The sequence below is a fragment of the Actinomycetospora sp. TBRC 11914 genome (genome assembly GCF_012933465.1).
In the GTDB taxonomy this organism is placed as follows: Bacteria; Actinomycetota; Actinomycetes; order Mycobacteriales; family Pseudonocardiaceae; genus Actinomycetospora.
The window spans coordinates 18,958-40,849 of sequence record NZ_JABBND010000034.1 but is presented as its reverse complement, the minus strand read 5'-3'; the positions used below and the strand labels follow the sequence as shown (position 1 = coordinate 40,849).

At 70.5% G+C, this 21,892-nt stretch carries 22 protein-coding genes, 2 tRNA genes and 1 pseudogene; 12 read left to right on the top strand and 13 right to left on the bottom strand.

Annotation, left to right across the window (positions count from 1 at the left end):
• A partial coding sequence (locus HH311_RS30020) for a TetR/AcrR family transcriptional regulator (RefSeq protein WP_169187401.1) occupies nt 1-700 on the bottom strand: 700 nt, incomplete at its 3' end.
• 68 nt (nt 701-768) lie between these two features.
• Between HH311_RS30020 and HH311_RS30015 the strand changes: the two genes are divergently transcribed.
• Complete coding sequence (locus HH311_RS30015; protein WP_169187400.1) at nt 769-1,524, top strand: DUF998 domain-containing protein; 756 nt, start codon at nt 769-771, stop codon at nt 1,522-1,524.
• 21 nt (nt 1,525-1,545) lie between these two features.
• The gene (locus HH311_RS30010; protein ID WP_169187399.1) at nt 1,546-2,112 is read left to right on the top strand and encodes a TIGR03086 family metal-binding protein; all 567 of its coding nucleotides are present in this window, start codon (nt 1,546-1,548) and stop codon (nt 2,110-2,112) included.
• 11 nt (nt 2,113-2,123) lie between these two features.
• Here the strand turns inward: HH311_RS30010 and HH311_RS30005 are convergent, their stop codons facing one another.
• Both HH311_RS30005 and HH311_RS30000 read right to left on the bottom strand, forming a co-directional pair.
• Nucleotides 2,124-3,335 carry a low temperature requirement protein A gene (locus HH311_RS30005; RefSeq protein WP_312030500.1) on the bottom strand — a complete coding sequence of 404 codons (1,212 nt, stop codon included), beginning with the start codon at nt 3,333-3,335 and terminating at the stop codon, nt 2,124-2,126.
• 59 nt (nt 3,336-3,394) lie between these two features.
• The gene (locus HH311_RS30000; RefSeq protein ID WP_169187398.1) at nt 3,395-4,081 is read right to left on the bottom strand and encodes a DUF1990 family protein; all 687 of its coding nucleotides are present in this window, start codon (nt 4,079-4,081) and stop codon (nt 3,395-3,397) included.
• 177 nt (nt 4,082-4,258) lie between these two features.
• On the opposite strand from HH311_RS30000, the gene HH311_RS29995 reads away from it, so the two are divergent.
• Nucleotides 4,259-5,413, top strand: coding sequence for an acyltransferase (locus HH311_RS29995; protein ID WP_169187397.1), 1,155 nt, complete (start codon nt 4,259-4,261; stop codon nt 5,411-5,413).
• Here the strand turns inward: HH311_RS29995 and hisC are convergent.
• Nucleotides 5,305-6,363, bottom strand: coding sequence for a histidinol-phosphate transaminase (hisC, locus tag HH311_RS29990; RefSeq protein WP_169187396.1), 1,059 nt, complete (start codon nt 6,361-6,363; stop codon nt 5,305-5,307). The genes HH311_RS29995 and hisC overlap by 109 nt on opposite strands.
• 87 nt (nt 6,364-6,450) lie before the next feature.
• Between hisC and HH311_RS29985 the strand changes: the two genes are divergently transcribed.
• Nucleotides 6,451-7,191 carry a dienelactone hydrolase family protein gene (locus HH311_RS29985; protein WP_169187395.1) on the top strand — a complete coding sequence of 247 codons (741 nt, stop codon included), beginning with the start codon at nt 6,451-6,453 and terminating at the stop codon, nt 7,189-7,191.
• 40 nt (nt 7,192-7,231) lie between these two features.
• A complete protein-coding gene (locus HH311_RS29980; RefSeq protein WP_312030499.1) occupies nt 7,232-8,968 on the top strand; it encodes a phosphatidylglycerol lysyltransferase domain-containing protein in 1,737 nt (578 codons plus the stop codon).
• Nucleotides 8,969-9,038: 70 nt separating this feature from the next.
• Here the strand turns inward: HH311_RS29980 and HH311_RS29975 are convergent, their stop codons facing one another.
• Nucleotides 9,039-10,070 (bottom strand): zinc-binding dehydrogenase, encoded by a 1,032-nt coding sequence (locus HH311_RS29975; protein WP_169187394.1) that lies wholly within the window; start codon nt 10,068-10,070, stop codon nt 9,039-9,041.
• 165 nt (nt 10,071-10,235) lie between these two features.
• Between HH311_RS29975 and HH311_RS29970 the strand changes: the two genes are divergently transcribed.
• Together HH311_RS29970 and HH311_RS29965 are read left to right on the top strand one after the other, a co-directional pair.
• A tRNA-Ser gene (locus HH311_RS29970) sits at nt 10,236-10,324 on the top strand.
• Nucleotides 10,325-10,367: 43 nt separating this feature from the next.
• Nucleotides 10,368-10,440: transfer RNA gene (locus HH311_RS29965), tRNA-Arg, on the top strand.
• A gap of 91 nt (nt 10,441-10,531) precedes the next feature.
• Here the strand turns inward: HH311_RS29965 and xerC are convergent.
• From xerC to HH311_RS29930, 7 genes are read right to left on the bottom strand one after another with little or no spacing between them, the layout of a single operon-like run.
• Nucleotides 10,532-11,668 carry a tyrosine-type recombinase/integrase gene (gene xerC, locus HH311_RS29960; protein WP_169187393.1) on the bottom strand — a complete coding sequence of 379 codons (1,137 nt, stop codon included), beginning with the start codon at nt 11,666-11,668 and terminating at the stop codon, nt 10,532-10,534.
• The gene (locus tag HH311_RS29955; protein WP_169187392.1) at nt 11,665-11,850 is read right to left on the bottom strand and encodes a helix-turn-helix domain-containing protein; all 186 of its coding nucleotides are present in this window, start codon (nt 11,848-11,850) and stop codon (nt 11,665-11,667) included. Before HH311_RS29955 ends, xerC begins: the two co-directional genes overlap by 4 nt.
• A 3-nt stretch (nt 11,851-11,853) precedes the next feature.
• Nucleotides 11,854-12,201 carry a hypothetical protein gene (locus HH311_RS29950; RefSeq protein ID WP_169187391.1) on the bottom strand — a complete coding sequence of 116 codons (348 nt, stop codon included), beginning with the start codon at nt 12,199-12,201 and terminating at the stop codon, nt 11,854-11,856.
• Entirely contained in the window at nt 12,198-12,422 is a 225-nt protein-coding gene (locus HH311_RS29945; RefSeq protein ID WP_169187390.1) for a hypothetical protein, read from the bottom strand. Before HH311_RS29945 ends, HH311_RS29950 begins: the two co-directional genes overlap by 4 nt.
• Entirely contained in the window at nt 12,419-13,684 is a 1,266-nt protein-coding gene (locus tag HH311_RS29940) for a hypothetical protein (protein ID WP_169187389.1), read from the bottom strand. The genes HH311_RS29945 and HH311_RS29940 overlap by 4 nt, the downstream gene beginning before the upstream one ends.
• Nucleotides 13,684-14,046 (bottom strand): WhiB family transcriptional regulator, encoded by a 363-nt coding sequence (locus tag HH311_RS29935; RefSeq protein ID WP_169187388.1) that lies wholly within the window; start codon nt 14,044-14,046, stop codon nt 13,684-13,686. The genes HH311_RS29940 and HH311_RS29935 overlap by 1 nt, the downstream gene beginning before the upstream one ends.
• A gap of 3 nt (nt 14,047-14,049) precedes the next feature.
• Nucleotides 14,050-14,463: a hypothetical protein gene (locus HH311_RS29930; protein ID WP_169187387.1), complete on the bottom strand. Its 414-nt coding sequence runs from the start codon at nt 14,461-14,463 to the stop codon at nt 14,050-14,052.
• Between the two features lie 132 nt (nt 14,464-14,595).
• Between HH311_RS29930 and HH311_RS29925 the strand changes: the two genes are divergently transcribed.
• The 5 genes and pseudogenes from HH311_RS29925 to HH311_RS29905 all read left to right on the top strand — a co-directional run bounded on the left by HH311_RS29925 (nt 14,596) and on the right by HH311_RS29905 (nt 19,792).
• Nucleotides 14,596-15,459: a GntR family transcriptional regulator gene (locus tag HH311_RS29925; RefSeq protein WP_169187386.1), complete on the top strand. Its 864-nt coding sequence runs from the start codon at nt 14,596-14,598 to the stop codon at nt 15,457-15,459.
• Nucleotides 15,456-16,154, top strand: coding sequence for an HAD family hydrolase (locus HH311_RS29920; protein ID WP_169187385.1), 699 nt, complete (start codon nt 15,456-15,458; stop codon nt 16,152-16,154). The genes HH311_RS29925 and HH311_RS29920 overlap by 4 nt, the downstream gene beginning before the upstream one ends.
• A 60-nt stretch (nt 16,155-16,214) precedes the next feature.
• Nucleotides 16,215-16,589, top strand: a pseudogene (locus HH311_RS33790) (GNAT family N-acetyltransferase); the annotation flags it as partial.
• A 102-nt stretch (nt 16,590-16,691) separates the two neighbouring features.
• Entirely contained in the window at nt 16,692-18,281 is a 1,590-nt protein-coding gene (locus HH311_RS29915) for a PIN domain-containing protein (protein WP_248304390.1), read from the top strand.
• Between the two features lie 701 nt (nt 18,282-18,982).
• A complete protein-coding gene (locus HH311_RS29905) occupies nt 18,983-19,792 on the top strand; it encodes a DUF6551 family protein (protein WP_169187382.1) in 810 nt (269 codons plus the stop codon).
• 87 nt (nt 19,793-19,879) lie between these two features.
• Here the strand turns inward: HH311_RS29905 and HH311_RS29900 are convergent, their stop codons facing one another.
• Nucleotides 19,880-21,172, bottom strand: a complete 1,293-nt coding sequence (locus tag HH311_RS29900) for a hypothetical protein (RefSeq protein ID WP_169187381.1) — start codon at nt 21,170-21,172, stop codon at nt 19,880-19,882.
• Nucleotides 21,173-21,892 lie beyond the last annotated feature (720 nt).

Genomic DNA, 21,892 nt, shown 5'->3' with positions numbered 1-21,892 from the left:
GCGAGCTGACGCCGTAGGCCGCCAGGAAGACGTCGACGGCGTGGTCGGCCCCGGCCTCGATCTCCGCTGTCGGGAGACCGCGGTGCTCGACCTTGAACATCGCCTCGTCCAGGTGTCGGCCGAGCACCAGGAAGGCGAAGTCGACCGCGGCACGGTCGTCGTCGCGGACCACGAGCAGACCGCGGTCCGCGAGGCCCGCGAGTACGGGACCGAGGGCCGCGACCACCCGCGAGGGCCCCTGCTCGTAGTAGGCCGCGGCCAGGTCCGGGAACCGTGCCGCCTCGCTGATCATCAGCCGGCGCAGGGCGAGGACCTGCGGGTTCGTCACCGTGGCGAGGTAGCGCCGGGCGAGGGCCCGCAACGCCGCGTCGAGCCGGGCCGGGGAGTCGGCGCCGCCGAGGGCGTCGGCCAGCCCGGCCGCGAACGTCTCCGCCGTGACCGTCACCCCGAGCACGATCGCCCGGAACAGGCTCTGCTTGTCGCCGAACTGGTTGTAGACGGTCTGCTTCGACACGGCCGCCGTCGTGGCGACCTGTTCGGTGCTCGTCGCCTGGTAGCCCTGGCGCAGGAAGAGCTCGGTGGCCGCCCGCACGATCGCCGCCCGCTTGCCCTCGACCCCGCGGTGCGCCCGGGAACCCCGGGCGGGACCTGGGTCGACCCGCACGAGCAGGCCCTCGTCGGCGTCCGCGCGCTCCGTCATCCGCCGCCCTCCGATCTCGCCGGGTCGGCACTGGACCCTACGGTACCGAGCCCAGTACTGTCCGGTCCATGAGCGGTACCGAGCAGTCCAACCCGGTGGGCGGGGCCCGGCCGACCGGACCCTCCGGCAGCCCGCTCGTCGGCCGCGGCGACGCTGACCGGACCGCGGCCGTGACCCGCTCACTGCTCGGCTACGGCATCGTCGCCGGGCCGTTCTACGTCGTGGTCGGCCTCGTCCAGGGCCTCACCCGCAGCGGCTTCGACCTCACCCGCCACGACCTCAGTCTGCTCGCGAACGGTCCGCTCGGCTGGATTCAGATCGGGAACCTCGTCCTCACCGGGCTCATGACGATCGCCGCCGCCGTCGGGATGGCGCGGTCGCTGCGGGTGGTCGGCGGCGGGCCCGGCACCGTCTGGGGGCCGCGGCTGGTGGGCGCCTACGGCGTCGGGCTCGTCGGGGCCGGCGTCTTCCCGGCCGACCCGGCCTACGGCTTCCCGCCCGGAACTCCCGACGCACCGCCCGCCGCGATCGGCGTCGGCGGGCTCGGGCACCTCCTCTTCGGCGGCCTCGGCTTCCTGTGCCTGGTCGTCGGCGCCCTCGTCCTCGCCCGGCACTACGCCGCCGCGGGCCGCGCCGGCACCGCCTGGTTCTCACGGGTCACCGGCGTGGTCTTCCTGCTGGCCTTCCTCGGCGTCGCGAGCGGATCGGCGAGTCCGGTCGTCGTGCTCGGCTTCTGGGTCGGGGTGGTCCTGGTCTGGACGTGGCTGGCCGTCGTCTCCGTCGACCTCTACCGGCGGACGCCGCTGTTGACGCCCGCGGTCTGAGACCGGGGCATGATGTCGCCCGTGACCCGCCCCACCCCCGGCCCGCTGGCCGACCTCGAGCGGGCATTCGACGCGGCCGCCGCGATCGTCGAGGCGGTCCCCGCCGACCGCCGCGACGCCCCGACCCCGTGCACGGACTGGACCGTGGCCGACGTCGTCGAGCACGTCATCGCCGGCAACCTCGCCGTGGCCCGCTCGCTCGGCCCCGATCCGGCGGACGCGGTCGCGGGGTCGCTCGCGCCGCGCCTCCGGAGCTCGGCGGAGGCCCTCGTCGCGGGCCTCGCCGCTCCCGGTGTCCTGGCCGGCACGGTCACCGTCCCGTTCGGCACCGTCCCCGCGCCGGTCGCCGTCCAGCTGCGCACGATCGAGGCGCTCGTGCACGGCTGGGACGTGGCCGTGGGCTCCGGCCAGGACCCGACCGGTCTCCCCGACGACCTCGCCGAGGCCGGCATCGCGTTCACCGGGTCGGTGTTCGCGACGCGCGACCGCGCCGGGCTCCCGTTCGCACCGGCCGTGCCGGTCGAGGACGACGCCCCGGCCATCGACCGCCTGGCCGGGCTCCTGGGCCGCGCCGACCCGCGCCGCTGACCCGCAGGGGGTCAGACGCCGACGGCTGCCCGACGACGCAGGCGGAGCAGGTAGGCCAGGAGCATCCCGGCGAGCACCAGGCCCATGAGCAGGACGGACAGGCCGATGCCGACGAGCCCGGCCAGGGCCGCGCACGCCAGCACCCCGACGACGCCGAGGGCCACGGCTCCGTAGGAGATGGACCCCGGCGCCCACGTCAGCCGCCGCAGCAGCGTGAGCACGACGAGGACCAGCGCGATCGGCACGGCGATCGAGAACGCCGCCGTCGTCACGGAGACGTGGGAGGTGTGCTCCTCGGCGTCGACGGCCACCTCGATCCCGGCGCCGGTTGCGGCGACCCCCGCGAACACGACGTAGTGCCCGTAGCCCCACAGGAACGCCACCCGCTGGGAGGTCAGGCCCTCGTCGTCGCCGGCGAGGAAGTAGATCCACCAGAGGCCGACGACGACGAGCAGGCCGCCGACGCCGAGCAGGAGCAGCGAGATCGAGAAGCCCCGCTCGGACAGCGCCGGGCCGAACGCGCCGGTGATGCCGAGGATCACCTCGCCGAGCACGATCAGCGTCAGCAGGCCGTAGCGCTCGGCGATGTGCTCGGGGTGCCACGTGGTGCCGCCGGGGCCGGCCTCCGTGGCGACCTCGCGGGACTCGGCGAACAGCGGCACGCACAGCTCGCCGATCACCAGGACGACGAACCCGACGAAGGACCACGGGACCGGGACGAACACCAGCCCGATCCAGAGGATCTGGATGACCGTGAGGCCCAGGGCGTAGGCCCGGGTCACCGCGGCCCGGGCCGGGTCGCCATGCGAGGCGCGCAACCACAGCGCGACCATCGCGACCCGCATGATCGTGTACCCGAGCACGACGGTGCCGATGTCGAAGTGCTCGAACGCCGCCGGGATGCCGACCGCGAGGACGAGGATGCCGGCCATCTTGAGGACCACGAGCACGCGGTACAGGGCGTCGTCGCAGTCGTAGGCCGACGCGAACCACGTGAAGTTCAGCCAGGCCCACCAGAGGGCGAAGAACACCACGAGGTAGCCGAGGACCCCGGCGAGCACGTGCGCCTCGCTGATCGCGTGGTGGAGCTCCGCGGCCGCGGTGGAGATCGCCACCACGATGGTGAGGTCGAAGAGCAGCTCCAACGGCGACGAGGCCCGGTGCTCCTCGTGCGGGTCCCGGGCGGTCATGGAGCGGAACCACTCGGTGCGCGGCGTGGTCACGCCCGGCATCCTGTCTGATTCGGGGCGAGCGGAGCGACGGGGGATGAAACAGTCCCGTATCAGCGCGACGGGGCGCGCACCACGTCGTCGGGGCCGATGGGGTCGGGGACCGGGCGGTCGCCGCCCTCGAGGACGAGGCGCACCCGCTCCTCGAGGCGCTCGGAGACCGCCCGGTAGAAGCGCCGCTGGGTGAACCGGCCGAACACTCCGAAGCCGAGCGCGATGACCGGGTTGGGGATCGAGGCCCGCGAGGAGACCCCGGTGATGACGAACTCGACCTTGCCCGTCGTCAGGTTCTTCACGACCTCGTAGACCAGCCGGCCGCGCTCGAGGTGGTGCTCCAGCGTGCGGTAGCTCCAGCCCCACACCCGCTCGGAGGTGCCGTCGGCGCGCTCGCGGGTCTCGTCGATCTCGGCGTCCACCCGCACGCCCATCGGGAAGCGCAGCACGAGGAATCGGCCCTCGAGGAGCATGTCCCGGCCGACCAGCGGCGCCTTCGCGTGGAACATCGCCGACATGATGCGGCGGTCGGCGAACTCGTAGTCGTGCACGAGGGCACAGGCGATCTCCCACGGCCCGCCGGGCTCGGGGTCGCCGGGGTCCTCGACGGCGAGGGGGTGGCGCAGCCGGTCGTGGTGCCAGCCCTTGCCGCCCGTCGTCGAGGGGTCGTAGTTGAGCTCGTACCGCGCGATCTCGTCGAGCTCCTCGGCCGGGTGGGAGACGGGCGAGAACCGCCAGGTCCGCATCGTGCTCCCTCTCCCGACGCGCCGGGGCGGCACGTGATCGCGCCGCATCGTCCCAGTCGCCCCGCTCGTCCGCCCGTCGTACCCACCGGGCCGCCGGCCGCCAACGCGGCGCTGCTCACCTGCGTCGTGGGCGGCTCTCAGCGACCCCTCAGCAGCTCTCCGTAGCGTCGGCGGCCGATGACCGTCCCCGAGAAGCCGGCCGCGACCGGCGGACGACGCCTGAGCTGGGACGTCATCCGCGTCCTCGCGGTGGCCAGCGTGGTCGTCCAGCACGCCACCTTCACCGCCCAGGGCGTCATGCCGTGGCTGGCCGCGCCGCCGTTCACCTGGAGCGTCCAGGCGGGCGCGAACACGCTCATGGTGGTCTCCGCCTACTTCGTCTGCGTCACGCTGGCGAAGCGCCGGCCGGCCCGGTGGTGGTGGCAGCGCCTCTCCCGCCTGCTGCCCGCCTACCTGGCAGCGGTGCTCGTCACGTACGGCGCGACGCTCCTGGCCGCCGACCACGGCTACTGGCGCCCCGGCGAGCGGGACCTGGTCGGGAACCTCCTGCTGGTCCAGAGCTTCGACCCGTCGGTCACGTACATCGACCACTCGTACTGGACGCTGCCGCTGCAGATCGGGGTGTTCACGCTCGCGGCGCTCGCCGTCGGGCTGCTCGGCCGCGACCTCTGGCGCCACCCGGCGGCGCTCCCCGCGCTCGCGTGGGCCGGCGTCGTCGTCCCGGTCCTGCTTGCCGAGTGCGCCACCGGCTGGCTCGCGACGCTCTCGAACGGCTTCGTCATGTGGCGCTGGCAGCTGTTCGCGGTCGGGCTCGCGATGTGGCTGGCCGGGCGGGGGCGGATCTCGGTGACCCACCTGGCCGCGCTCAGCGCGGCGGGCGTGCTGGCGGAGGCGGTGATCACTCCCGACGCCGACTCCGCGATCGTGCTCGCGCTCGCCTGCCTGCTCGTCGCCGCGGCCACCCTCGGGCCGGACTGGGACTTCCTCCGGGTGGGCCCGCTGCCGCGCCTGCTCGGGTGGCTCGCCGGCATCTCCTACGGCGTCTACCTGGTCAACCAGCAGCTCGGCTACTTCGCCGCCTGGCTCGCGCAGGACGGCTTCGGCATCACCGGGTGGGGCCGGCTCGCCGGGGTCGTGGCGCTCGCGGTCCTGCTCGGCTGGCTGCTCACCCGCCTCGTGGAACGTCCCGCGTTCCGGCTCCTCACCCGTCGTCGGGCGGTCGTTCAGCGCGGGAACGACGAGGCCGCGTCGATCAGCATGTCGTTCTCCTCCGGGGCCCCGGCCGAGATCCTCACGCCGTCCGGGGAGAAGCCCCGCACGACGACCTTGTGATCGAGCGCGTGGTCGGTGAAGGCCTGGGTGCGCTCCCCGAGCGGCAGCCAGAGGAAGTTCGCCTGCGACTCGGGGACCTCGTAGCCCATCCCGCGCAGCGCCGTCGCCATCCGGCCCAGCTCGCCGACCGCGTCGCGGGCGTCGGCGAGGAGCTCGTCGAGGACGTCGAGCGCGGCGATCGCGGCCGCCTGCGCGGGCGAGGACACCGAGAACGGCACGGACACGCTCTTCAGCGCCGCCGCGAGGTCGGCCGGCCCGATCGCGTAGCCGACCCGCAGGCCCGCCAGCCGGTGGGCCTTGGAGAAGGTGCGGAGCACGACGACGTGGGGATGGGCATCGAACAGGGTGAGCCCGTCCGGGACGTCGGGGTCGGACACGAACTCGCGGTAGGCCTCGTCGAGCACGACGAGCACGTGGTCGGGGACGCGCGCGAGGAACGCCTCGAGTTCGGCGCGGCGGACCGCGGTGCCGGTCGGGTTGTTCGGGTTGCAGACGAACACGACGCGGGTGCGGTCGGTGATCGCGTCGGCCATGGCGTCGAGGTCGTGGACGTGGCCCGGGGTCAGCGGCACCGGGACCGCGGTGGCATGCCCGATGAGCGTCACGATCGGGTAGGCCTCGAAGGACCGCCACGCGAACACCACCTCGTCGCCCGGCGAGCAGACCGCCGACACCAGCTGCTGGCACAGCGCCACCGACCCGCAGCCGACCGCGATCCGCTCCGGCGCCACCCCGTGGTGCGCGGCGAGCCGGCGGGTGAGCGCGGTGACGGTGATGTCGGGGTACCGGTTGCCCGCGGCGACGGCCTCGGCCACCGCGGCCTGCACCGTCGGGTGCGGGGGCAGCGCGACCTCGTTGCTCGCGAGCTTGACCGCGCCCGCGACGGTGCGCCCGGCGACGTAGGCGGGCAGCGAGGACAGGTCGGGGCGCAGCGGGGTCGGTGCGGTCACACCCCCACGGTAATGCGCAGGTCACGGACGCCGTCCGGACGCGGCCTGCTCCCGCCACACGGAACACGACGTGGAAGGCTGGTGACCATGACGACGCGGACGGAGACGATCCCGCTGGTCGACGAGACCGAGCTCGCGGTGACCGTCGGCGAGCCGGACAGCGGGGCGGTGCGCGGGGGGATCGTCGTGCTGCACTCCGCGCGGGGCGTCACCGAGCGGACCGAGCGCCTCGTCGAGGGGCTGGCCGACGAGGGCTGGCTCGCCGTCGCCCCGCACCTGTTCCACCGCGAGGGCGCCGCCCGGTTCGACGACGCCGCCTCGGTCTCCGAGGGCGCCGCCCGGGTCTCCGGGGCCTCCGTCCTCGCCGACTCCGACGCCTTGTTCGGGTGGTTGGCCGACCACGGGGTGCCCTCGGACCGCATGGGCGTCCTCGGGTTCGACCTGGGGGCGACGGCGGCGCTCGTCGTCGCCTCGCAGCGCGCGCTGGGGGCGGCGGTCACGATCGCCGCGGCCGGGGTGCAGAAGCCGCTGGCCGACGGTCTGCCGGCGCTGGTCGACGTCGTCGGGGAGCTCACCTGCCCCTGGCTCGGGCTCTACGGCGAGACCGGCGACCCCGTGGACCCCTCCGACGTGGACCGCCTCCGCGAGGCCGCGCACGCCTCGGGGGCGATCGTCGACGTCGTGGTCTTCCCCTCCGCCGAGCACCGCTTCGACGCCGACGAGGCGTCGCCGGTGCAATCGGATCCCCTCGAGGAGCGGGACGGGGCGGCCACCCGATCGGAGGCGCGCAACCGCGTGCTGAACTGGTTCGACGCACACTTGCGCTGACGTCGCGAGGAGACTGGCAGCGAAGCCGGAGGACGACGGTGTGACGACCACGCACGACCTGGCCGAGGGCGAGGTCCGTTCCGAACGGCGCCGGCGAGCCCGGATCGCCGTCGTCGTCGTGTGGTCGGCCCGCATCGTCGGGCTGCTGTCGATCTTCTCGGTGTTCGCGCCGGCGGCGCGGCGGCGGCTCGAGCCGATGGCGTGGTTCGGCCTGCCCGTGGAGGCCTCGCTGGTGGGGACGGTCATCCTCGCCACGGCGGGCGTCGGGCTGATGCTGCTGGCCACCGGCCTGCGGCGGCGCAAACGGCGGGCCTGGCAGCTGGCCGTGCTGATGTGCGTGGTGATCATCGCCTCCCACGCCCTGGGCCGGCACCCGATCCCGCCGCTCTGCGTCGCCGTCGTCCTCCTGATCGGCCTGCTGCTCACCCGGCGGGAGTTCGACGCGGTCCCGGACTCCGTGGGCCGGTTCGTCGCGGTCCGCCTGGTGGTGCAGCTGCTCGCGGCGGGCTTCGTCATCGTCAGCGCGATGCTGTTCTTCGTCCGGCCGTCCTTCCTGGTCGGGCGGCCCTCGCCGGGGGAGAAGTTCGCGCACGCGGCGCTCTCGCTCATCGGGGTCGAGGGCTCGGTCGAGTTCCGGCTCGACTGGTACGACGACCTCACCGCCGCCGTCGGGCTCAGCTTCGGGATCGGCGCACTGCTGCTCGGCGGGTACTTCCTGCTGCGCTCGGCCGAGCCCCGCCCCCAGCTCTCGGCCGAGGACGTCGCCGGCATCCGGGCGCTGCTCGACCGCCACGGCGCCGCGGACTCGCTCGGCTACTTCGCGCTGCGCCGCGACAAGTCGGTGGTGTTCTCGTCCTCCGGCAAGGCCGCCGTGGCCTACCGGGTGGTGACCGGGGTGGCGCTCGCCTCCGGTGACCCGCTCGGCGATGTCGAGGCGTGGCCGGGGGCGATCGAGGCGTTCGTCGGGCGGTGCCGGCGCTTCGGGTGGGTGCCCGCGGTCCTGGGCTGCTCGGAGACCGGCGCCCGGGTGTGGGCCCGCGAGGCGGGGCTCGACGCGCTGGAGCTCGGCGACGAGGCCGTGGTCGACGTCGCGACCTTCTCGCTGCAGGGCCGCGCGATGCGCACGGTCCGCCAGGCGGTGTCGCGGATCAAGCGCGCCGGATACGAGACCACGGCCCGGCGGCTGCACGACATTCCCGAGACCGAGCTCGCGACGCTGCGGGCCTGCGTGGCGCGCTGGCGCGGCGGGCCCGACGAGCGCGGCTTCTCGATGGCGCTCTCCCGCGCCGCCGACGCGGCGGCCGACCCCGAGGCGGTCCTCGTCGTCGCCGCCCTCGAGGACACCCCCAAGGGCATCCTGCAGTTCGTGCCGTGGGGCACCGAGGGGCTCTCGCTCGACCTCATGATCCGCGACCCGGCGGTCACCGAGAACGGGCTGAACGAGCTCTTGATCACCGACCTGCTGGCCGCCTGCCGGGGCCTGGGCGTGGCGCAGGTGTCGCTGAACTTCGCGGTGTTCCGGTCGGCGCTGGAGCGCGGCGAGCGGATCGGGGCCGGGCCGGTGGCGCGGCTGTGGGCGCGGCTGCTGCGGATCGCGTCGCGGTGGTGGCAGATCGAGACGCTGTACCGCTTCAACGCCCGGTTCGCGCCCGCCTGGGTGCCACGGTTCCTCGTGTTCGACGCGGTGCGCGACCTGCCGCGGATCGCCGTGGCCGCCTTCGAGGCGGAGGGCTACGGCGGCAGGCCGCCCGCGTTGCTGCGTCTGCTCCGCAAGTAGGTGGCCTGCGGCCTCGTGAGCAGAAAGTGTCGGTATAGCGGCACTTTCTGCTCACGAGCGCGAAGCGCACCTATGGCCTGACGAGCACCTTCAGGGCCTCGCGATCGTTCATCGCGCGGTAGCCCTCGGGGACCTCGTCGAGCCCGACGGTCCGGTTGAAGACCTTCCCGGGCTCGATCTGGCCGTCCAGGATGTCGGGCAGCAGCTCGTACATGTTGGCCTGCGTCGGCGCGATCCCGCCGGCGATGGTGATGTTCTTGGTGAACTTCGCCGCCGCGTTGGGGATCGTGCCGCTCTGCGGGACCCCGACGATGCCGACGTAGCCGCCGGGCTTGGTCACGGTGATGGCGGTGGAGAGCGACTGGTCGTAGCCCACGGCCTCGATGGCGGCGTGCACGCCGTCGGTGCCGAGCAGGTCACGCACCTTCTGCTCGCCCTCCTCGCCGCGCTCCGCCACGACGTCGGTGGCGCCGAACTCGCGGCCGAGGTCGGTGCGGTCCTTGTGGTGGCCCATGAGCACGATGCGCTCGGCCCCGAGCCGCTTCGACGCGAGCACGGCCAGCAGGCCGACCGCGCCGTCGCCGACCACGACGACGTCCTTGCCCGGCCCGACGCGGGCCGACACGGCCGCGTGGTGCCCGGTGCCGAAGACGTCGGAGAGCGTGAGCAGGCTCGGCATGAGCTCGGAGTCGTGCGGGACCGTGAGCTTCATCAGCGAGGCGTCGGCGAACGGCACGCGGGCCGCCTCGCCCTGCGCGCCGTCGGTGTCCGCGCCCCAGGCGTTGCCGTTGGGGCAGGCGCTGGTGAGTCCGGCGCGGCAGTACTCGCAGGTGCCGTCGGCGTAGAAGAAGGGGGCGACGACGAGGTCGCCCCGCTGGATGCGGCTCACCTCGGAGCCGGTCTCCTCGACGACCCCGATGAACTCGTGGCCGATGCGGCCGCCCTGCTCGGTGGCCTCGCGGCTCTTGTAGGGCCACAGGTCGCTGCCGCAGATGCAGGAGTGCGTGATGCGGACGACGGCGTCGGTGGGGTTCTCGACCTTCGGGTCGGGGACCTCCTCCACCCGGACGTCGCCGGCGCCGTAGATGAGCGTGGCCTTCACGACTGGTGTCCTCCTCGAGCGGTTGTGCGCGATCGGCTACCCGCGGCGCGGAGGTCGGATGCGGCGTGATGCATGGGTCACGCCGGGGATGCCGGGCGCCGGGGGCGGCCGCGAGCGGGCCCGGGGCGGCGTGTAGTGTCTCCGTCCGGTGGCCCCAGGGCCTCGGGAGGCTTCGCCTAGTCTGGTCTATGGCGCCGCACTGCTAATGCGGTTTGGGTTAACGCCCATCCCGGGTTCAAATCCCGGAGCCTCCGCGGCGGCGACCAGCCGGGCCTGCCGTCACAACTGAACACATCTGCGCCCGTAGCTCAACGGATAGAGCATCTGACTACGGATCAGAAGGTTAGGGGTTCGAATCCCTTCGGGCGCGCACACAAACACGCAGGTCACAGGGATCGCCGGGCACCGGCGGCCCCTTCGCTGTGTCCGGGTGTAGCTGGCTCGTGTAGCAGTGCCCATGGTCAGGCCCCCAGCTCGTCGTCGAGTGCGTCCAGGGCGGCCCGCTGGGTGTCGAGCGAGACGTGGCCGTAGACGTTCATGGTCATCTCGATCGCGGAGTGGCCGACGATCTCCATCACCGTCCGGGGGTGAACCCCGAGCGCGAGCAGCAGGCTCACGCAGGTGTGGCGGAGGTCGTGCAGACGGACCGAGCGCATGTCGTTCGCCTCCAGGAGGTCGCCGAACATCCGGGTCACGTTGCGCGGCTCGAACGGCGTCCCGTTGCGGGTGACGAAGACGTAGCCGGCGGGCCGGGTCGGGCGGCCGGGCTCGGCGCCGACGAGCTGGGCCCGGACTTGGTGCGCGGCGAGCGCATACCTGACACGGGATGGCAGTGGCACGGTCCGGTTCGAGCGCCGGGTCTTGGTCGGCAGCTCGCGGAGCGCCCCGCCCGCGCGGTGCAGGCTCTTCGCCACGCGGAGCGTGCCCCGGCCGAAGTCGACGTCCTCCCACTCCAGGGCGCAGACCTCGGAGCGGCGCAGGCCGAGCATGAGGATCACGGTCCACATCGCTTCGACCCGATCACCCCTAACGGCCTGGAGGAACGCCGTCGCCTCCTCCACGGTCATCGGCTCGTGCTCGATGAGCTTGGCCGGCCGCTCGACCCGGACGAGCTTGGCGACGTTGCGGCTCACGAGCTCCTCGCGCGTCGCGTGCTCGAGGGCGGCCCGGACCGTGGCGTGGGCGTACTGGATCACCCGGGGCTTGTGACCGTCGGCGCGCATCCCGTCGACCATCAGCCGCACGTCGCGCACCGAGAGCGCGGTGAGCTTCTTCTTCCCGATCCTCGGGTTGATGTGGAGCCGGACGTTGGTCTCGTAGCCCACCCAGGTCGAGGGGCGCACCAGCGGCTTGAGGTGGGTCAGCCACTCCTCGAAGAAGCCGGCCATCGTCGGGCTCTTCGTGACCGCCGGGATGTTCTTCGCGGCCTTGTCGAGGACGTCGCGGAGCTTGGCGTTCGCCTCCTCCCGGCTCGCGCCGTACTTGACCACTCGGCGCCGACCACCCGTGGTGACCGGGACGTAGGCGGCGGCGACCCACTTCCCGTCGGAGGAGCGCCGATAGACGCTGCCCTCGCCGTTGAGGTTCCGGCCGCTCACGCCGAGACCTCGTCCTCGGCGACGCGCTGGGTGAACTCCCGGAGGGCCTCGGGCCGGACCCGGCGCAGTTTGCCGATCTTGATGGACTCCAGCTGGCCGGTGCGGATCAGGTCGTAGACCGTGCAGCGGCCGACCTGGAGTGCCTCGGCGACCTCCGGGACGGTGAGCAGGACGCGTTCCATGGGTCAGTCCTCCGGGGTGTGTCGGCCGAGGTGGCCGAGCTCGTTGTGGACGAAGGTGAGGTGGTCGGCCAGTTCGGTGGCGCCGAAGCGGGCGTCGTCGAGGCGGCCGAGGGCGGCGCTTATGGCGCGGCCGGGGTCGGTGCCGCGGTCGTCGAAGTGCTCGCGGGCATCGGCGCGCTGCACGGAGCGGTCGAGGAAGTCGACGAGCCGCGGGAGCCGCTGGGCGAGGTCGTGCAGGTCCCCGACGACGTCGTAGGCCTCGCCGAGGGCGAGGGGCCCGCGCATGCTGGAGTGGTTGGCGGCGCGGACCTGGTCGGCGGCTTGGGCGATGGCGGCGGCGAGGCTGGTCATCGCGTGCTCCCGTCGACGTTCGCGGCGCGGTCGGTGGCCTGGCCGAGCTGGTGGGCGAACTCGGCGGTGCCGCTGGTGACGGCGGGGCCGAGGGTGGGGAAGGCGGCGAAGAGCAGGCAGAGGGTGACGACGCCGGAGGCGACGGCGGGGCCGGCTTTGTGGCTCTTGGCGAGCAGGGCCGTGATCAGGGCGGCGATGACGCCGATCGCGATGAGGTTCACGCGGCGTCCTCCTCGTTGGTGACTGGCCGCCGGCCGTGGCGGGCGATGCGGTCGCAGAAGGCGCCGTAGCCGCCGACGTAGGGGGCGCGCAGGCGGGTGCAGTCGTGACCGGGGGCGGAGAGGTAGGCGATGCCGGGGGCGACGTTGGCGTGTTCGGGGCCGAGGGGGCGGGCGTCGTCGCCGTGGAGCATCGCCAGGGATTCGGCGGGGACGCGGAAGGAGATGCGGACGGCGAACTGGTCGCGGGCGTAGCCGCCGCCGACGGCGTTGGCCTCGAAGCGCTGGGCCAGCATGAGGACCCGGAACGCGGCTTTGCGACCTTCGGAGAGCAGCCGCAACGCGGCGCAGGTGATGCGCTCGGCGAGCTTGCGGTCCTTGGCGTGAGCGGCCCGGAGCAGGCCGGGGAACTCTTCGAGGACGACGAGCACCAGGGGGTTGGTGGTCGTCGGGGTGACGGCGTCGCGCCGGGGCGGCATGGCGTCGAGGCGGGCGTCCATCCAGGCGACGAGCCGGTCGAGGTGGTCGGCGTGGGCGAGGAGGTCGCGGGAGCCGGTGACTTGCCAGGGCCGGTGGGCGGTGCCGTCCCAGGCGCGGCCGAGGAGTAGGCCGGTGATGTCGGAGCCGGCCACGAGGATGTCGGCGGCGGCCGCGCACTGCGTCGTGATGCCGTAGGAGAGTTGGGATTTGCCGGAGCCGTTCTGGCCTTGAACGGCGACGTGGCCGGGAGCGGCCAGGACGTGCTCGATCAGCGAGCCATCCTCGGCGCGTCCGAGCAGGAGCGGGGTGTCGGCGCGGCCGATCATCACCTCGTCGGGCAGCCGGAAGGTCGAGGCGAGTGGGTCGACCTCGAAGAGCGCGACGCGTACCCAGCGGCCGGCGAGCGGCTCGACGCGCAGCCCGGCGAAGCCGAGGGAGTGGGCCAGGCGGGCGGCGTGCTTGGTGATGTCATCGGGTTCGCCGCCGGGCAGCAGCTCGACGGTGAACGACGTCCCGGCCGGGCCGAGTCGCAGCGCCCCGAACGTCGGCGTGCGGACGGTCAGCCCCGCGGCGACGTCGATGTACTGGCAGAGCCCGACGCCGATGCAGGCCTCGCGCCACAGCCCACGCAGAGTGGCCTCGAGGAGGCGGTGGGCCTCGGCGCGCTGCTGCTCTTGGATGCGGGCCCGTAGGCGGGCGATCAGCCGCTGGGCGGCACCCGGGCCGCCGGTGTGCCAGCGGACCGGACCGCGCGGTACCAGCGGGCGAGTGGGGTCGGCGGGCATCAGGCGGCCTCCTTGCGCTCCAGGCAGCGCGCGCACAGCTCTCCGTCCACGGCGGGCATGGGGAACAGCAGCGCGCAGGCTGGGCACATCGGTTCGTCGTCGGCGACCGGGTCCGGCACCCCCGCGAGCCGAGCGCGGCGGATGGCGCGCCGGTCGGTGGGGGTGGTGGCGGCCCACAGGCCGTGGTCTTGCCCGGTATCGAGGGCCCAGCGCAGGCAGTCGGTAGCGGCTGGGCAGGCCCCGCAAATTGGGGCGATGGCGATGCGGTGGCGGGCCACGATCGCCGAGGCGTCGTCATCGGAGGGTGGGAAGAACAGCTCGGGGTCGGTGTCGCGGCATGCCGCGTCGGTCTGCCAGCCCATGGGTCACGCCGCCTCGGAGTTGGTGGTCTCGGTGGTCCTGCGGGCGGTGCGCTGCGGCCCGGCCGGTCGCACGGCGTCGGCGGTGAAGGTGACGTCCACGCCCTTGCCCTGCCGGGAGCCACGGACCTTCATCCGAAGTCCGACGAGCTCGACCGGGGAGTAGGGCGGGAGGTCGGGGACCTCGTGGGAGGCGAAGCGGACCCCGAACAGCTCGGGTCGTTCGTCGCGGCCGAGCGGGAGCATCACGTCGATGATCTGGAACGGGGCGCCAGTGGCCTCGTCCAATTCGGGCGTGGACCCGGGTCGGCGGCCGTTGGGTCCGTCCTCCCAGGCCATGACCGGGGCGACGTGGCCGGTCGTGACCGCGTTGATGTGTGTCGCGTCGACCGGGGTGTCGACCTGGAACAGGTTCGTCATGGGTCTCTCCTCGTCTGCCTGACCTAGCCAACGTGGCTAGCCATGTGCAGAGTGACACAGCATGGCTAGCCATGTCTAAGAGATGGCTGACCTGCCTAGGCAACAATGGGGTCACGGCCATACGCTGGAGAAATGACCGACCAGGAGGGTCTGGACCCGAACGATCCGCGGCCGCCGTACCAGCAGGTGGCGAACGCGCTGCGGGCCGCGATCCTGACCCGCACCCTCTCGCCGGGGGAGAAGCTGCCCTCCGGCGTGGCGCTGGCCTCGCGCTACGGGGTGGCGCGGATGACCGTGCAGCAGGCGATCCGGTTGCTGCGCGACGAGGGCCTGGTCGTGTCCCGGCAGGGTTCCGGGGTGTTCGTGCGGCAGCGCGCCGAGCGGCCCGTCGGTCTACGGCCGCACCTGGAGCGGGCGTTCGGCGAGCCGAACGTGACCGTGGACTTCGCCGGCTTCTCCGGGGAGACGTTGCACGGCGCGATCTCCGAACCACTCGACCAGATCAGGGCCGGCCGGCTGCGCCCCGACTCGATCCGGGTCCGGCTGCTGGTTCCCGACCCGGCCCGGCCGTGGGCTCTGCCTGCGCGGGTGGAGGACCTGGAGGACAGCCCGGAGTTCCGCCGGCGCGCGACCGGGATCATGTCCCGGCACACCCTGGCGGTCGTCGAGCAGGTCAACGAGCTCCGCGAGCTGGGCCTGGTGCCCGACGCGCTCGCCGAGGTCCGGGTGATGCCCTCGGTGCCGATGTTCAAGGTCTACGTGCTCAACGGCGCCGAGGTGTTCTTCGGCTACTACCCGGTCGTGGAGCACGAGGTCGCGCTGGCCGGCGAGCCGACCAGGATGTGGGACCTCATGGGCAAGGACACCGTGCTGCTCAGCCACGCCGCTGACGCCGACCCGGACTCGATGAACTCCCAGCAGGTCAGCCAGGCCGTGCTGTGGTTCGAGTCCGTCTGGGAGACCGTCGCCCGCCCCTACGAGCAGGCCTCCTCGTGAACCTCACCGATCTCATGCGGCCGGTCCGCCATGTCCTGCTCGACTTCGATGGTCCGGTCTGCAGCGTGTTTGGCGAGCTACCCGCGCACGTGGTGGCCCGGCGGCTGGCAGAGGCCATCGACGCCGACCTACCGGCCGAGGTCGTCGGCACCGACCCGCTCGCGCTGCTTTCGTTGTTCGCCGAGCGGGGCCGGGACACGCTCATCGCGGCGGAGGCAAAGCTCCGCGAGCTGGAGCTCGAGGCTGTCCAGACAGCACCCATAACCCCTGGCGTCGTCGCGGCCCTAGACGCGTTCCGCGACACCGGGCGCACCGCCACCATCGTCAGCAACAACGCCCAAGACGCCGTCGTCGAGTTTCTGGGGGCCCGTGGCCTGATGAGCGTTGTGGCCGGCGTCTGCTCGCGCCAGCACCCAGAACCCGAGCTCCTCAAGCCCAATCCGTTCCTGGTCCGCCGCGCGATGGCAGAGCGCGGTGCCTCGAACTATGAGTGCGTCATGATCGGGGACAGTGCGACCGATGTGAGAGCCGGTGACGCGGCCGGAGTGCCGATCATTGGTTATGCGCCACGACAGGGGAAAGAAAGGTCTCTGGCGGAAGCAACACGTGGGCGGCTAGTCATCGCGAAAAGTATGAACGACATCGCTAGAGCGGCTCACGTGGAGTCAGAGGTTCTGCCGAATTTCCATCATTGAGCAGTCTACGGGCCCTGCCGATGTCTTGATCTTTGGCGCCCAAAGGGGGACGATCGACGAATGCCGAGCTCGACCGTGCGACCTGCTGAGGTGGGAGTCGACGACGGTACTCTCATGTCTGAAGTCATCTCGCTAGCGCGGAAAAACAAGGCGACGTTAGGCTTCATGCCTGATGAAGCGTTCTATGAACGAGCTCTTCAGGGACACCTTATACTCGCCCTCGACTCCGATGGACTCCTTCGGGGATACGTGCTATTCGACGTTACTCGTCACCGTCGAGTAAGGATAGCCCAGTTATGTGTCAAGCCGAGCGCCAGAGGCCAAGGTGTTGCGCGCCTACTGGTAGAGGACCTCAGTGCACGCTATCGAGAGTGTCTTGGCTTATCCTTGCGCTGTCGACGGGACTACGCCGCTAACGAGATGTGGCCGCGCCTAAATTTTGGGGCCGTCCGAGAAGTCCCTGGACGCGGTGTCGACAGGCGTCCGTTGACCATTTGGTGGAGAGATCATGGACACTCTGACCTATTCACTGACTACGTGGCGGACGCTCCTCACGTAGTTGCGGCGCTGGATACGAACGTCTTCCTTGATCTACTGGACAGATCTCGCTCGGGTTTCGAGGAGTCGTCGTCCTTGCTCGCAGATTGGGTGCCCGATCACCTCGACTTAGCCACGACCAACCAAGTGGCAAATGAGCTAAATCGGTCGCCGAGCGCCGAGATGAGAGCAAAACAATCGCTGGCCCTCTCGAACTATCGGTCGCTCACGGCCTCCGCGGACCTTGTCCAGCAAACATTCCTTGGACTGAAGGCTCAAGTGCCCACCGAGGCATACGAGGCAGACAAGAGCCTTGAGAGCGACACGATGCACGTCGCGGCCGCTATCGCATCCGGTGCTCATATTCTCGTGACTCGAGACACCGGTGCGCTCGGATTTCTGCGGAAGCCTGCACTTGAACTACACAACTTCCGCTTACTGCGTCCCTCGGAGCTGCTCGTTCACTTGGACGAACTCGCGAATGCCGTTGTTTATAGTCCTGCCGAGCTGCACAGGACAAGCTATACCGAGCGTGAGGTCGCCGCTGGGGAGGAAGATCTTGTCTGTGGTGCCTTCCTCAATAAGCAGGCCGGCGAGCGGAAGTCGGACTTCTTGACGAGGTGGAGATATGCGACAGCGTCATCTGATCGGTGGCGGCGCCGCATCATTCTCGGTGAGGACGGGCGGTCGCCCGCAGTTCTTTTGGTTTCAGGTTACAAAGAGGGAGTGTACGAAGTAGAGTTTTTGCGCGTTGCGGCAAGTAGACTAGCCGAAACACTGGCTTTCCAAGCCCTCTCGCTCGTGCGGATGCAGGCTTGCGAGGTGGGCGCCACCTTAGTTAGATTGCGGGACACGAGCTCCTCAGCCGCGGCCGTTACGGCGGCTCTGCAGGACGGATACGTCCGGGCTCCTGACGGCTCGCTGGAATGTCCAGTCGCGGACTTCGTCGGAAGCTTTAGTAGAGTACGATCATGGGCCTTCGCGAACTTGCCGCGCCAATTCTTCGAGTCGCTACCGGGTGATCGACCGTGCTCTATCGGACTCGCGTATGATCTTGAGCTACGCTGGTGGCCTCTCAAGATTACGGGGGCGTCGATTCCGACATTCATCATACCCATTAGACCCCAGTGGTCTACAAACCTCTTTGGAGTGCCGGCGCCTCTTTTCGAGCGGGACGCCGTGCTCGGGTTAAGCCGCGAGCACGTGTACTACAGGAGCCCTCGTCCCCAGCCGATTGCTGCAGGTCCGGGTCGATTACTTTGGTACGTAAGTGGCGAGGGTAGGGACGCGATCAGTTCAGTCGTGGCGTGCTCTCACCTTAGGTCTGTCACGGAGGACACGCCGCAAAGCTTGTACGATCGCTTCAAACACCTGGGCGTCTGGTCAGTTGGGAACATTGAACTCGCTGCACGTGACGGGCTGGCGTCTGCAATTAGATTCACCGGAACGGAGATATTCGAAAAGCCGGTCACGTACAAGCAGCTTCGTCAGATTTACGGCGACTGTCGGACCCCTACGCTACAGTCGCCCACCAGGATAAGTGAAGAGATCTTCGAGGCTATCTATCGGAAAGGGAGGCGGCTCGCATGAGTGACGAATGCCGGGTGCTGCTGTTGTCGCTTCGACCAAGGTACGCCTCTTCTATACTTAACGGCGAGAAGACGGTCGAACTACGTAGGCAGCCGCCACTCGCGGACGCCGGCAGCGTCGTTCTTCTATACGCGAGCAGTCCGACTATGCGTGTCGTCGGAGCGGCAACGCTCGAGTTGACCACCGTTGGCAATCCGAATCAGCTATGGCACTTGTTCTCTGCACGTGCCGGTCTGACGCGCGATGAATACGATTCGTATTTTGCAGGTTCCACGAAAGGAGGAGCCTTGGCGTTGAGGAATGTAGTGAGATTTCGTTCACCACCACCACTGGCAAGTTTGCGTGAGCGAATTGGTATCAATCCGCCTCAGAGCTATCGGTACGTCTCCCGCTCACAGGCGCACGACTTGGTAGTTGACGCGTGGGATCGGACCGAGCTGCACAAGTTGGAGGACTCGCGCACCGATCAGCTAAAGCTGGAGCTTGCCTAGCTGGGCCCCGTTGAGGGCAAGGTCGAACGCACGCCTGGGCGGACCTTGATCCACCTCCCACTCCTCACGGCTACTTGGAGTGAGCGTTCGGTTGCGCAAAGTTCTCGTTGCGCAACGGGCAACTCCGTGCTTATCTGATCTTGCGCCGTTCTAGATCCCTTAGGCATCCGCCAACTCCCTTTGAAACGGCGTAGAGAAGAGCGCAGAAGTATGCCCAAGTCGAGGTATGCCTACGAGCTGCCCGAGCACAAGGTCGAGTACGGCGTCAGTGTCGCCGTCGCCGACCTCAAGATCGACCCGCAGGCCCAGCGGACCCTCAACGAGCGGCGGGCCCAGGGCATCGCCAACAACCTCGTGCGGGAGGCGATGGGGTCGATCGTCGTCTCTCAGCGTGCCGACGGTTCCCTCTACGTGGTGGACGGGATGCACCGCAAGCGCGTCTGCGAGCTGACGAACACGCCGCGGATCACGGCCGAGGTCCACCACGGGCTGAGCCAGAAGGAGGAGGCTGTCCTCTTCCTGATCAAGAACCGCGAGTCGAACAAGCCGAACCCGCTCGACGAGTACAAGGTCGGGCTCACCGGCGGGATCGACCTGTTCGTCGACACCGAGGCCACGCTGAAGAAGCACGGCCTCGAGATGGGGTCCACCTCGACCAACAGCGTCGGGGCGGTCGCCGGTGTCCTCCGGATCACGGAGAACTACGGTCCCGACATCCTCGACCGCACCTTGGGCGTCGCGGAGGCGGCCTGGGGTCGCAACGGGTCGACGTGGGACGGGATGCTGCTCGGCGGGATCGGCATGTTCTTGGGCCGCCACGGGGAGATCGTGAAGGACAGCGAGCTCGCCGCGAAGATCCAGAAAACCGGGCCCGCCCAGAAGTGGGTCGCGTCGGTCCACTCGCTGGCCTCGGGTGGAGGTCTCCACAACACGGGCACGGGTTCGCGGGTGCAGACCTGCTACTCGCAGCTCGTGACGGTGTGGAACAAGGGCAAGAAGAAGAACCTGATCCCGGCGTAAGCAAGGGCGAGTCCGGCTGCCGGGGACCTCCAGTTCGAGGTCGCCGGCAGCCGGCGTCTTCGCTTCTTACCGGGGACCGCGCTCTTGTCATGTGACGAGGCGTGTCCGTGAGGCCAACTCGGGCTCGGGCCCGCTGAACTTCAGGGTGGTGATCTTCGCGTCGCGTCCGGTGAAGCCTGATTGACCGCAACAGGTCAGCCAGGCGCGCGCAGCGATGAGGCCACACCTTTCAGCGATGAGGAGAAGCTCGGTCTCGAGGCAGTTCCTCGTGATCCAGAGCCAAGTGTCCAGCGTGAGGGCGATTCGCTGATCAGGATCTTGATCGTCGTCGACGATCTCCTCGTCTGTGTCCTCTCGGCCCAGGCCCGCGAGCGTCCGCAGGTCGCGCTGACCGGTGGACCATGTCAACTGTCGACGGCCGTCTGAGGCTGCCTCCCATTCCCACCAGCGCGCGAGTGCAGACTCTTCGTACGTCTCGACCGCGTGGACGAGCAGCTGCATCGGGGTGCGGCCGCGTCTGGCGCGGCCTTCCTTGCGGTGCCCGCCGGTGACCTCGTGGGCCATCTTCGTGAAGTAGTCCGCCAGGTCCCCGTCGCCGAGGTGGGCGCGACGCAGGTCCCACCCGTGCTCCTCCGACGCCGAGAACCCCTTCTGCTGTAGCGCGCGGGACCAGCGCCCAAAGAGACGTAGTCCTAACGCGGCGCGGGCGAGGTCGGCGGAGACCTGTTCACGGAAGCACAGCAGTACGTGGAGGTGGACGCGCCAACCGTTGTCGCCGTCGGTGACCTCCACCGCGCGGGCCCACCCGAGCAGCCCGCCGAAGCGCTTCGAGTCTTCCAGCCAGGAAGACCCCGAGGTGACGCGCTGCCAGGCATACGAGAGGACGTCCCAGCAGCCCTCCTGCGCCTTGATCGAGTCGAGTTCGATGGCGTCGGCCTCGGCCTGGCGGTCGTCGACGTCCCACCCGTTGGCCTCGGCCACCTGGACATCAGCCAGCCGCTCCTCCAGCCGATTCCGGCGGGCCCGCTGCTCGGAAGTCAGTCCGAGGCGGTCGCCGCGGTCGTGGCGCATCGTCAGCGTCAGCAGGAACGCCGAGCCACCCAGCTCGTCGACAGCGCGCATCACCGTGGCGAGGTCATCGGCCCGGCGGGTGGCGATCTTCGCGGCGCAGACCGGGCAGCACCACACCGACCCGCACGTCTTTAGCCCGCCGTAGGCCGCGGAGCGGGTGCCGTCGCGATTCTCGATCACCCCGAGCGTGACGCCGGCTTCGGCATTCATGGTGTGCCCGCAGTACCGGACCCGCTTGAGCCGCGAGATGCGGCGGAGCTGGGCCCGGCGCTGCCAGCGGTTCGCCCGACGCTCCTGGGCCCCGGCCACCTGCTCGGCCGACCGAGGCTGGGCGTGCTGGCGGCGACGGCGCTTCCCGGCCCGGGTGGCGGATCGAAGAGTTGTTGCCCCTTTACCGAGAGACCCCGCGCTCACCAGGCACCACCAGCGAGGACAAGGGCCGGCGCTGACGCGCCGGAGGTGCCCGGCCCCTTCGGGCCGGGCACGCTTCCCCTCCTGTCTTCGACCCGGGGCGCGCGCCCGGCCCGGGGCCCGGACACCACGACGACGACAGCGACGACCAGGACCACGCGGACGGGCGCAGTGTGGCGGTGGGGCCTCCGGCGGCCAGGCGCTCCGCCCTGGACCCGGACACCGGCCTCAGGAGAGCACCCGACGAGCTCGACCAGCAGCGGTGCCGGGCAGAGGTGGTGGTCGGGACGGGGTCTCACCCACGACGGCGCGCCCGAGGGCTGCCAGACCGCCCACACGGCCGCAAGCGCCACCATGCAGCACGGCCGGCGGTCCACAACGAGAGGGGCGCTTGCCCCCGCGCGGGCGACCCGGCAGGGCAGAGCCCGCGCCGCCGAGGGAGAGACCCCGAAGCCACGTCCGTGGAACTGGGTGACCGTGAGCACGATCGACCGTTGGACTATGTACGCGACCAGGTTGACGACTTCGGGGGGAGCCGCGCTGTGGCTGACTGGGGAAACGTTCCCGGCTGGATTGAGGCGATCGCTACAAGCTTCGCCTTCGCAGGTACCACTGCTC

Bases quoted from the DNA above. Each gene is read 5' to 3' on its own strand.
- HH311_RS30000 (WP_169187398.1), bottom strand. From the start codon at position 4,081: ATGCGGACCTGGCGGTTCTCGCCCGTCTCCCACCCGGCCGAGGAGCTC.
- HH311_RS30015 (WP_169187400.1), top strand. From the start codon at position 769: ATGAGCGGTACCGAGCAGTCCAACCCGGTGGGCGGGGCCCGGCCGACC.
- HH311_RS29905 (WP_169187382.1), top strand. From the start codon at position 18,983: ATGCCCAAGTCGAGGTATGCCTACGAGCTGCCCGAGCACAAGGTCGAG.
- HH311_RS29930 (WP_169187387.1), bottom strand. From the start codon at position 14,463: ATGACGAACCTGTTCCAGGTCGACACCCCGGTCGACGCGACACACATC.
- HH311_RS29950 (WP_169187391.1), bottom strand. From the start codon at position 12,201: ATGACCAGCCTCGCCGCCGCCATCGCCCAAGCCGCCGACCAGGTCCGC.
- HH311_RS29940 (WP_169187389.1), bottom strand. From the start codon at position 13,684: ATGCCCGCCGACCCCACTCGCCCGCTGGTACCGCGCGGTCCGGTCCGC.
- HH311_RS29995 (WP_169187397.1), top strand. From the start codon at position 4,259: ATGACCGTCCCCGAGAAGCCGGCCGCGACCGGCGGACGACGCCTGAGC.
- HH311_RS29985 (WP_169187395.1), top strand. From the start codon at position 6,451: ATGACGACGCGGACGGAGACGATCCCGCTGGTCGACGAGACCGAGCTC.
- HH311_RS29955 (WP_169187392.1), bottom strand. From the start codon at position 11,850: ATGGAACGCGTCCTGCTCACCGTCCCGGAGGTCGCCGAGGCACTCCAG.
- HH311_RS29925 (WP_169187386.1), top strand. From the start codon at position 14,596: ATGACCGACCAGGAGGGTCTGGACCCGAACGATCCGCGGCCGCCGTAC.
- HH311_RS29935 (WP_169187388.1), bottom strand. From the start codon at position 14,046: ATGGGCTGGCAGACCGACGCGGCATGCCGCGACACCGACCCCGAGCTG.